Source organism: Burkholderia sp. 3C (assembly GCF_054589155.1).
The window spans coordinates 4,860-15,552 of the sequence record NZ_BAAILN010000161.1; the positions used below are offsets into that span (position 1 = coordinate 4,860).

The window sequence follows — 10,693 nt, forward strand, 5'->3', positions numbered from 1 at the left end:
CCGTGGTCGACAGTCCGCTGGAGACCGAGGACGACAGCGATGAGACATTGCTGTTGGTCGTAGACAGCCCAGTGGACAGCGAACCAACGCTGGTCGAAGTCGAAGTCGACAGCGAGGACACGTTGCTGTTCGTCGTCGACAACCCGCTGGAGACCGAGGACGACAACGAGGAGACATTGCTGTTGGTCGTGGACAGCCCAGTGGACAGCGAACCAACGCTGGTCGAGGTCGAAGTCGACAGCGACGAGACGTTGCTATCGGTGGTGCTCAAGCCAGTGGACAGCGATGAGACATTGCTGTTTGTCGTGCTCAGGCCGCTGGACAGTGAGGAAACATTGCTGTTGGTGCTGCTCAAGCCGCTCGACAGCGAAGTAACGTTGCTGTTCGTCGTCGACAATCCGCTGGAGACCGAGGACGACAACGAGGTGACATTGCTGTTGGTCGTGCTCAGGCCGCTCGACAACGACGAAACGTTGCTATTGGTCGTAGACAACCCGGTCGACAGAGAGCCGACGCTGGTCGAAGTCGAAGTCGACAGCGAGGACACGTTGCTGTTCGTGGTCGACAGCCCGCTGGAGACCGAGGACGACAGCGATGAGACATTGCTGTTGGTCGTAGACAACCCGCTGGACAGCGAAGTGACGTTGCTGTTGGTCGTCGACAGCCCCGTCGACAGCGAGCCGACGCTGGATGAGGTCGAAGTCGACAGCGACGACACATTGCTGTTGGTGGTGCTCAGGCCTGTCGACAGCGAACCGATGCCGGTTGAGATCGAGCCGACGCCGGTCGAGAGCGAACCGATGCTGGTCGACAGCGAGCCAATCCCCGTGGACAGCGAGCCGATGCCGGTCGACGTCGACGTCGAGAGTGAGCTGACCGCCGTCGACAGTGAGGTGATGCCGGTCGAGGTCGAAGTCGAGAGCGTCGTCAGGTTGCTGTTCGTCGTGGACAGGCCGCTGGAAATCGACGTTACGCTGCTCGACAGCGAAGTAACGTTGCTGTTTGTGGTGCTCAAGCCCGACGAAAGCGAGGTGACATTGCTCGTCGTCGTGGAAAGTCCGGTGGACAGCGAGCCGACGCTGGTCGAGGTCGAGGACGACAACGACGAGACATTGCTGTTGGTGGAGCTGAGACCGCTCGACAGTGACGAAACATTGCTGTTTGTCGTCGACAACCCACTGGAGACGGAGGAGGACAGCGAGGACACGTTGCTGTTGGTTGAAGACAGACCAGACGAGAGCGAAGTGACGTTGCTGTTTGTGGTGCTCAAGCCCGACGAAAGCGAGGTGACATTGCTCGTCGTGGTGGAAAGTCCGGTGGACAGCGAGCCGACGCTGGTCGAAGTCGACGACGACAGCGAAGAGACATTGCTGTTAGTGGTGCTGAGACCAGATGAGAGCGAAGTGACGTTGCTGTTTGTCGTGCTCAAGCCCGACGAAAGCGAGGCGACATTGCTCGTCGTGGTGGAAAGTCCGGTGGACAGCGAACCGATGCTGGTCGAAGTCGAGGACGACAGCGAAGCGACATTGCTGTTCGTGGTGCTGAGACCAGACGAGAGCGAAGTGACGTTGCTGTTTGTGGTGCTCAAGCCCGACGAGAGCGAGGTGACATTGCTCGTCGTGGTGGAAAGTCCGGTGGACAGCGAACCGATGCTGGTCGAAGTCGACGACGACAGCGAAGCGACATTGCTGTTCGTGGTGCTGAGACCAGATGAGAGCGAAGTGACGTTGCTGTTTGTCGTGCTCAACCCGGTCGACAGCGAGCCTACGCCTGTGGACAGCGAGCCGATACCGGTCGAGGTCGATGTCGACAGCGAACTGACCGCCGTCGAGAGCGAGGTGATGCCGGTCGAAGTTGAAGTCGAGAGCGACAAAACGTTGCTGTTTGTGGAACTCAAGCCGGACGAGAGCGAGGCGACGTTGCTCGTTGTGGTCGAAAGCCCGGTGGACAGCGATCCGACACTGGTCGAGGTCGAAGACGACAGCGAAGCGACATTGCTGTTGGTGGTCGACAGTCCACTGGAAATCGAAGTCACACCCGTCGACAGCGACGAGACATTGCTATTGGTCGTACTGAGTCCGCTGGACAACGAAGTGACGTTGCTGTTCGTGGAACTCAGGCCCGACGAAAGGGACGTGACGTTGCTGTTCGTCGAGCTCAGTCCTGACGAGAGCGAGGTGACGTTGCTCGTTGTGGTCGAAAGCCCGGTGGACAGCGATCCGACACTGGTCGAGGTCGAAGACGACAGCGAAGCGAAATTGCTGTTGGTGGTCGACAGTCCACTGGAAATCGAGGTCACACCCGTCGACAGTGACGAGACGTTGCTATTAGTCGTACTGAGTCCGCTGGACAACGAGGTGACGTTGCTATTCGTGGAACTCAGGCCGGACGAGAGCGAGGTGACATTGCTCGTCGTGGTCGAAAGTCCAGTAGACAACGATCCAACGCTGGTCGAAGTCGAGGACGACAGCGAAGCGACATTGCTGTTCGTGGTCGACAACCCACTGGAAATCGAAGTCACACCCGTCGACAACGACGAGACGGTGCTGTTGGTCGTACTGAGTCCGCTGGACAACGAAGTGACGTTGCTGTTCGTGGAACTCAAGCCGGACGAGAGCGATGTGACGTTGCTCGCCGTGGTGGAAAGTCCAGTAGACAACGACCCAACGCTGGTCGAGGTCGAGGACGACAGCGAAGCGACATTACTGTTGGTGGTCGACAGCCCGCTGGAGATCGAGGTCACACCCGTCGACAACGACGAGACGGTGCTGTTGGTCGTACTGAGTCCGCTGGACAACGAAGTGACGTTGCTGTTCGTGGAACTCAAGCCGGACGAGAGCGATGTGACGTTGCTCGCCGTGGTGGAAAGTCCAGTAGACAACGACCCAACGCTGGTCGAGGTCGAGGACGACAGCGAAGCGACATTACTGTTGGTGGTCGACAGCCCGCTGGAGATCGAGGTCACACCCGTCGACAACGACGAGACGTTGCTATTAGTCGTACTGAGTCCGCTGGACAACGAGGTGACGTTGCTATTCGTGGAACTCAGGCCGGACGAGAGCGATGTGACGTTGCTCGCCGTGGTGGAAAGTCCAGTAGACAACGACCCAACGCTGGTCGAGGTCGAGGACGACAGCGAAGCGACATTACTGTTCGTGGTCGACAACCCACTGGAAATCGAAGTCACACCCGTCGACAACGACGAGACGTTGCTATTAGTCGTACTGAGTCCGCTGGACAGCGAAGTGACGTTGCTGTTCGTGGAACTCAAGCCCGACGAAAGGGACGTGACGTTGCTGTTCGTCGAGCTCAAACCCGACGAAAGCGAAGTGACGTTGCTCGTCGTGGTCGAAAGCCCGGTAGACAGCGAGCCGACGCTGGTCGAGGTCGAAGAGGACAGCGAAGCGACATTGCTGTTGGTGGTCGACAGTCCACTGGAAATCGAAGTCACACCCGTCGACAGCGACGAGACATTGCTATTGGTCGTACTGAGTCCGCTGGACAGCGAAGTGACGTTGCTGTTCGTGGAACTCAAGCCCGACGAGAGCGAAGTGACGTTGCTCGCCGTGGTGGAAAGTCCAGTAGACAACGACCCAACGCTGGTCGAGGTCGAGGACGACAGCGAAGCGACGTTGCTGTTGGTGGTCGACAGTCCACTGGAAATCGAGGTCACACCCGTCGACAACGACGAGACACTACTGTTGGTCGTGCTCAGGCCGCTCGACAGCGAAGTGACATTGCTGTTGGTCGACGACAAACCGGTAGACAGCGAGCCGACGCTGGTCGAAGTCGACGAGGACAACGAAGCGACGTTGCTGTTGGTGGTCGACAACCCGCTGGAAATCGAGGTCACGCCCGTCGACAACGACGAGACATTACTGTTGGTGGTGCTGAGGCCGCTCGACAGCGAGGTGACATTGCTGTTGGTCGACGACAAACCGGTAGACAGCGAGCCGACGCTGGTCGAAGTCGACGAGGACAACGAAGCGACGTTGCTGTTGGTGGTCGACAGCCCACTGGAAATTGAGGTCACACCCGTCGACAACGACGAGACATTACTGTTGGTGGTGCTGAGGCCGCTCGACAGCGAGGTGACATTGCTGTTGGCCGACGACAAACCGGTAGACAGCGAGCCAACGCTGGTCGAAGTCGACGAGGACAGCGAAGCGACGTTGCTGTTGGTGGTCGACAACCCGCTGGAAATCGAAGTCACGCCCGTCGACAGCGACGAGACATTGCTATTGGTCGTACTGAGTCCGCTGGACAACGAAGTGACGTTGCTCGTCGTGGTCGAAAGCCCGGTAGACAGCGAGCCGACGCTGGTCGAGGTCGAAGAGGACAGCGAAGCGACGTTGCTATTGGTGGTCGACAGCCCACTGGAAATTGAGGTCACGCCCGTCGACAACGACGAGACATTACTGTTGGTAGTGCTCAGACCGCTCGACAGCGAGGTGACGTTGCTATTGGTCGACGACAAACCGGTAGACAGCGAGCCGACGCTGGTCGAAGTCGACGAGGACAACGAAGCGACGTTGCTGTTGGTGGTCGACAACCCGCTGGAAATCGAAGTCACACCCGTCGACAGCGACGAGACATTGCTATTGGTCGTACTGAGTCCGCTGGACAGCGAAGTGACGTTGCTGTTCGTGGAACTCAAGCCCGACGAAAGGGACGTGACGTTGCTGTTCGTCGAGCTCAAACCCGACGAAAGCGAAGTGACGTTGCTCGTCGTGGTCGAAAGCCCGGTAGACAGCGAGCCGACGCTGGTCGAGGTCGAAGAGGACAGCGAAGCGACATTGCTGTTGGTGGTCGACAACCCGCTGGAAATCGAGGTCACGCCCGTCGACAGCGACGAGACATTGCTGTTGGTCGTGCTGAGGCCGCTCGACAGCGAGGTGACGTTGCTATTGGTCGACGACAAACCGGTAGACAGCGAGCCGACGCTGGTCGAGGTCGACGAGGACAACGAAGCGACGTTGCTATTGGTGGTCGACAACCCGCTGGAAATCGAGGTCACGCCCGTCGACAGCGACGAGACATTGCTGTTGGTCGTGCTGAGGCCGCTCGACAACGAAGCAACATTGCTGTTGGTGGTCGACAACCCACTGGAAATCGAGGTCACGCCCGTCGACAACGACGAGACCGTGCTGTTGGTCGTGCTGAGGCCGCTCGACAACGACGAGACATTGCTGTTGGTCGACGACAAACCGGTCGACAGCGAGCTTTCGGCCGTGGATGACGCCGTCGACAGCGACGTGACGCGGCTGTTGGTTGTGGAGAGTCCCGTGGACAACGAGCCGGCGCCCGTCGACAACGACGAGACATTGCTGTTGGTCGTGCTCAATCCGCTCGACAGCGAGGAAATCGAGCTGCTGGACGACGCGAGCCCCGAGGACAGTGACGAGACGTTGCTATTGGTGGTGCTCAATCCGCTCGACAGCGACGTGACATTGCTTGTCGTGGTCGAAAGCCCGGTGGACAACGATCCGACGCTGGTCGAGGCGGAGGACGACAGCGAAGCGACATTGCTGTTCGTCGTGGAAAGCCCGGTGGACAGCGACCCCACTCCCGTCGACAACGACGACACGTTGCTATTGGTCGCGCTCAACCCACTCGACAGCGAAGCGACATTGCTGTTCGTCGTGGAAAGCCCGCTCGACAGCGACCCCACCCCCGTCGACAACGACGACACATTGCTATTGGTCGCGCTCAAGCCACTCGACAGCGAAGTGACATTGCTGTTCGTCGTGGAAAGCCCACTCGACAGGGACGTCACACGGCTATTCGCCGTCGACAACCCGCTCGACGTCGACGTCGACAAGCTCGCGATCGAGCTGGTGGTCGTGCTGAGTCCGGTACTGAGCTGCGAGACGGTGACGGCGTCGGTCGCGGCCGAGCCGTCGGCCAGGTTGGTAATGCGGCGCAGCGTGGTGGCGTTGCCCACCGACACTTCGGCGGTCGGTGCGGCCTGGCCCGTCAGGTAGCCGGTGGTGGTGGGAGCTGCGGCGGCGGTTGCGCTGCCGTTGCCGATTGCGACGCTGCCCGCGTACGACGCGGTCGAATTCGGGCCGAGCGCCACGGCGTACTGGTCGGACGCGGACGCGCCGGCGCCGACGGCCAGCGCGCTGGTGGAGCTGGCCACCGAAAAACGCCCGACGGCAACCGCCGAGGCGCCGGAGGCAGTGGCGCCGCCGGTGCCGGAGCTGTCGCCGCCGCCGATCGCCACCGAGCTGCTCGCGGTCGCGCGCGTGTCGTTGCCGACCGCCGTCGAGCCCAGCCCGGTCGCGCCGGAGCCGGAACCGACGGCGATCGCGCTGGAGCCGGTGGCGAATGCGTTGTGACCGAAGGCGGTGGTGTAGATGCCGGTGGCGGTCGCGCCATTGCCGACCGCTATCGAGGTGGTGCCGGTGGCCGTGGAGCCGTAGCCGAGCGCCATCGAGGCGATGCCGGACGACGTGGAGTTCGACCCGATCGCGATCGCACCGGTGCCGGTGGCGGTGGTGTTGCTGGGCGTGTAGATACCGAGCACGGCCGCATTGCCGCCGATCGCGATGGCCGACGTGCTGGTGGTGACGCCGCCGCCGGTCGCGTACTGCGCGTGCGCGACCTGATTGGTCGTGCCGGCAACCAGCACGGCCGTGGTGACCGCTTTTGCAACTGCCGATTTATTGGGTTTACCCCGAGCCGAATCGTTTTCCGATGCAGCCACCCAAGCCCCGAGAGATTCGTTCCAGATCGAACGGTAATTGCGATTCATACTGCTTTTCTCCACGGAGCCGTGCGTTGCACCAGGCAAAATCAAGTGTGATTGCCGGCATGCACGGAAAAGCGATCAATTGCGCGGATTCTATGAGAGCTCGCTAATTTCAAATGAAAACAACTGCAAACTCGCAGGTATCAACTGTAAAACAGTGTTCGACGATTCTGTTTTATAGGCTTGTTAAGTTTTATGAAGAATCAGTAAGTCGAATGATGTAAGTGCATTGTATCGGTCAAAAGTCCCTGGTCATCTGCGGGAAATCCATGATGAATAAGGAGCTATGGAAATTTTTCGGCGTATTCAAAGGTAACTCTGTATTAAAAAATGCTGCAATGCGTAAAAATTTCGCAGGGCTGGGTTGCTCCGAATTTGTAAAAATGAAAACGGAAAATTTATCAATTCAACATTTATGTAGGCTTGTAAAAACGATTAACTAAACTGTTTCATGCCAAGAGAAGTGTGGCGAAAATGACGTAAACCGGGTGCGATCCGTAAATGATCTGGTGCATTGGCACCAGGCAAAGTGGGGCAAATTGCACCGGTTACGCGCTTCCTGTCGATGCGGCGAGCGCTTTCAAAACGAGGGATTTTCGGTTGTCGCAGCCTTTCCGGCCGGTTTCGGTTTTCTTCGATCCGAATGGTCGCGGGATGGCCGGACGTGACGGCACAACGAGTGGCGAGGCGGGGAGACGGTACGACGGAGGGCAGGGAACGGGCGGCCGTGCGGCCACCCGGTGGTTTGAATTACGCCCGGATGAATTTAAGTGCGAGGCGTGCCAGCCGCGGTACGAACTTCGGGCGCAGCAGGCGCGGGTCGTAGCCGGCCATGCGCCGATCGTTCTCGGCCAGGCACAGCTCGATCAGGGCGCGCGGCTTCAGCGCGTCGGTGCCCACGGTGGCGGCGGCGTTGGCGGGGAAGTTGGCGTCGTGGGCCACGCCGTCGGCGTCGATGCCGCGCGCAATGCCGATACGATCGCGGATCAGCGTCGCCCAGATCGCGGCCACGCGCAGGAAGAACCACGGCCGCTTCCACCACGGCAGGTTGCGCCAGTACCACGCGTACCAGTTCGCGAAGAACAGGATATGGCGGCCTTCCTCCTGGATCACCGGTTCGAAGGTTTCCACGAGCGCCTCGGGGAAGAAGCCCGATTGCTGCGCGGAACGGAACAGCCCGAACGCGAAGAAGCTGTCGATGCACTCGCTGAAGCCGGTCAGCACCCAGGCCCATTCCGGGTCGGTGGGTGCCGGGTAGGGCGGTTCGGGCGCGAGGTGGATGCCGTAGGCTTCGACGAGCCTGGACAGCACGACCTTGTGGCGCGCTTCCTCCTCGCCGTCCATCTGCAGCGCCGAGCGCAGCAGCGGGTCCGTCACGGTGGCGGCGAAGGTGGCCACGCGGATCGAGGCACGGCCTTCGGTCTGCACGGCGATGTCCCAGATCGGCAGCGCCGTGAGCCGTTTCAGTTCGTCGGGGGCAAGCGGCGGCCAGTCGATGATGGCCGGTTTGTAGGGGTTATGGGTATCGAGCAGCATGCGGCAGAACATCTGGCGGTGCGCGTCGGAGCCGATGCGCACGGGGCCGGTATCGTCGTGCGCCCAGTTGCGCATGGCGTGGTCGGCCGCTTGCTCCTGTTGTAGCGTGTCGGACATAAGCGTGGGTAGGACGTTGGCAAGAAAACGAGGTGGATTATTTTTCCATAGGCCACCGTTTTCTGTTTTTTCGTGCCAGGTCGGAATCCGCGTCCGGCTTGCCTTGCGTCAACTATGGGCGTCGATCCAGATGCGCCCCCAGCGGGACGCGTAGGCGAGGGCGAGCGACTCGTCGAAGAAGAAGTCGATGGCGTCGAACGAATAGGCGCGCGGCGGTCCGGCCGTGGTCCGCTCGATCGTGAGGTTCGCGGCGAACAGCCCATTGGGCTGCTGCGCGGCGGCGGGCGCCATTTCGTAGCCTTTGTAGCGGATCGGACGATTCATTGCAGGGGAGAGCGTGAAGTGCAGGAGGTTCCAGCGTAAGCGCCCCGGTGCCGCGTCGGAACCAATCTTTCCGGCGAAGCATATGCCCGCGAATGGGCGAATCCTTAGCATCGCGGCCGCGGTGAACGGCGCCATCGGGCCGGGCGGCCCGGCGCGCGGCATGCCGGCCACGCACGCAAAAAAGCCGGTCGGTGACCGGCTGTCGGGGTGCGTCCCGGCTGCGCGGGGCGCGGTGGCGGGCGATGCGTGGGGTGTCGCGTTACTTCGAAGCGAGCTTCAGCACCGGCGCGAAACCGCCGTCGGTGGCCACGCGCGTCGCGGCCCGGTGCGAGGCGAAGGCGAGCGCGAACTCGGCGGCTTGCGCACCGACCGTTTCGAGCTGGCCGGCCACCTTGGCGTCGGTGCAGGTGTCGGCGGATTCGAAGCGCGTTTCGAGCGTGTTGACGGCGGCGCCGAACGGCGTCGGCCAGCCGCGCAGCGCATGGACGATCGAGCGCAGCGAACTCAGCACGGTGCCGGCGGCTTGCCAGCCGTAGGCGGTGACGATACAGCCCACGGCGCGGCCGTCGAGGTAGGGGCGCTCGTCGGCGCGCAGCTCTTCCAGCGTATCGAGCGCGTTCTTGACGAGGCCGGACACGCCGCCGTGGTAGCCGGGCGTCGCGATGATCACGGCGTCGGCATCGCGCACGGCTTCGATCAGCTCGATCTGGGCGGCGCTGAGGCTTTTCTGCTCCGGGGCGTAGTGCGGCAGCGAATGCAGGAACGGGCCGTCGAACAGCCGCGTGCGGGCGCCGGCTGCTTGCGCGCCGCGCAGGGCGAAGCCCAGTGCGCGCTCGGTGGACGAGGCGGCGCGGGTGGTGCCGCCGATGCCGACGATGAAGGGTCGGCGGTGTTGGTCGAATGCAGTCAAAATGCGCTCCCGGAATGCGGTGCCTGATCGGGCAGGCCTGAACCGCCATGGTAGCGAGCCGCGCGCGCCGTGCGAAACGACTTTTCGTTCTATCGATATGCGCTGGAGCATGGCAAGCGGCCCGGTGGGCCGGTCGATTGGATAGCACGATTGTCTGGTTGGACGCGCCCGGAGGCGTCACTAAGATCGATCGGGACGCGTTGAATTCAGGCGTTGTCTCTGACATGGGTTGGCCCCGCCGGCGGAAACGCCGCCGGGGCATTTTTTCTGGCGCGCGCGGTTCCGGGCCTAAGATGGGCGCTTGCGCCATCCTTCCGGGCCGTTTGCATGAGCACGAGCACGATTCTTGTCACCGGCTTCGCGCCGTTCGGCGGCGACGCCCACAACCCGTCGTGGGACGCGGCCCGCCGTGTCGATGGCGAAACGCTCGACGGCGCGCGCGTGGTGGCGCGCTGCCTGCCCTGCGTGTTCGACGAGGCCGGGCCGGCGCTGCTGGCTGCGATCGAGCACACCGCGCCCGCGCTCGTGCTGTGCCTCGGGCTGGCGGCCGGGCGCGCCGACGTGTCCGTCGAGCGGGTGGCGATCAACGTGATCGACGCGCGCATCCCCGATACCGCCGGCCGGCAGCCGATCGACGTGCCGGTGGTGGCGGGCGGCCCGGTCGGCTATTTCTCGACGCTGCCGATCAAGGCGCTGGTGCGCGACCTGCGCGCGGCCGGCATCCCGGCCTCGGTCTCGCAGACGGCCGGCACCTATGCCTGCAACGCGGTGTTCTACACGCTGCTGCATCACCTCGCAATGCAGCGCATGGCCACGCGCGGCGGCTTCGTGCATCTGCCGTGCGACCCGGCGCTGGCGGCGCGGCATCCGGGCATGCCGAGCCTGTCGGTGGAACTGCAGGCGCAGGCGATTCGCGTGATGGCGGCCACCGCGCTCGCCGTCGAGCACGACGTGCGCGTGGGCGAGGGCGCGGTGCAGTAGCGGGCGGGCGACGTTGTCTATCGTCCGGATTCCTGATCAACCAGGTGGCGTCACGGTGCCGAATCGGATGC

At 62.1% G+C, this 10,693-nt stretch carries 5 protein-coding genes; 1 reads left to right on the plus strand and 4 read right to left on the minus strand.

The window, feature by feature from the left end; all coding sequences use genetic code 11:
- The 4 genes from ACYP33_RS34730 to ACYP33_RS34745 all read right to left on the minus strand — a co-directional run.
- Positions 1-6,757, minus strand: a 6,757-nt coding sequence (locus tag ACYP33_RS34730; RefSeq protein ID WP_459625615.1) for an ESPR-type extended signal peptide-containing protein, incomplete at its 3' end; no start/stop codon positions are given.
- 747 nt (positions 6,758-7,504) lie between these two features.
- Complete coding sequence (locus tag ACYP33_RS34735; protein ID WP_414448293.1) at positions 7,505-8,407, minus strand: ferritin-like domain-containing protein; 903 nt, start codon at positions 8,405-8,407, stop codon at positions 7,505-7,507.
- 108 nt (positions 8,408-8,515) lie between these two features.
- Complete coding sequence (locus ACYP33_RS34740; RefSeq protein WP_414449219.1) at positions 8,516-8,731, minus strand: transcriptional regulator; 216 nt, start codon at positions 8,729-8,731, stop codon at positions 8,516-8,518.
- A gap of 259 nt (positions 8,732-8,990) precedes the next feature.
- Positions 8,991-9,641, minus strand: coding sequence for an NADPH-dependent FMN reductase (locus ACYP33_RS34745; RefSeq protein WP_414441117.1), 651 nt, complete (start codon positions 9,639-9,641; stop codon positions 8,991-8,993).
- Positions 9,642-9,968: 327 nt separating this feature from the next.
- On the opposite strand from ACYP33_RS34745, the gene pcp reads away from it, so the two are divergent.
- Positions 9,969-10,622, plus strand: a complete 654-nt coding sequence (gene pcp, locus ACYP33_RS34750; protein WP_459625590.1) for a pyroglutamyl-peptidase I — start codon at positions 9,969-9,971, stop codon at positions 10,620-10,622.
- Positions 10,623-10,693: the final 71 nt, after the last annotated feature.

What these genes read in the sequence shown, in the direction of transcription:
- pcp (WP_459625590.1), top strand. Translation starts at nt 9,969, where the DNA reads ATGAGCACGAGCACGATTCTTGTCACCGGCTTCGCGCCGTTCGGCGGC.
- ACYP33_RS34735 (WP_414448293.1), bottom strand. Translation starts at nt 8,407, where the DNA reads ATGTCCGACACGCTACAACAGGAGCAAGCGGCCGACCACGCCATGCGC.
- ACYP33_RS34740 (WP_414449219.1), bottom strand. Translation starts at nt 8,731, where the DNA reads ATGAATCGTCCGATCCGCTACAAAGGCTACGAAATGGCGCCCGCCGCC.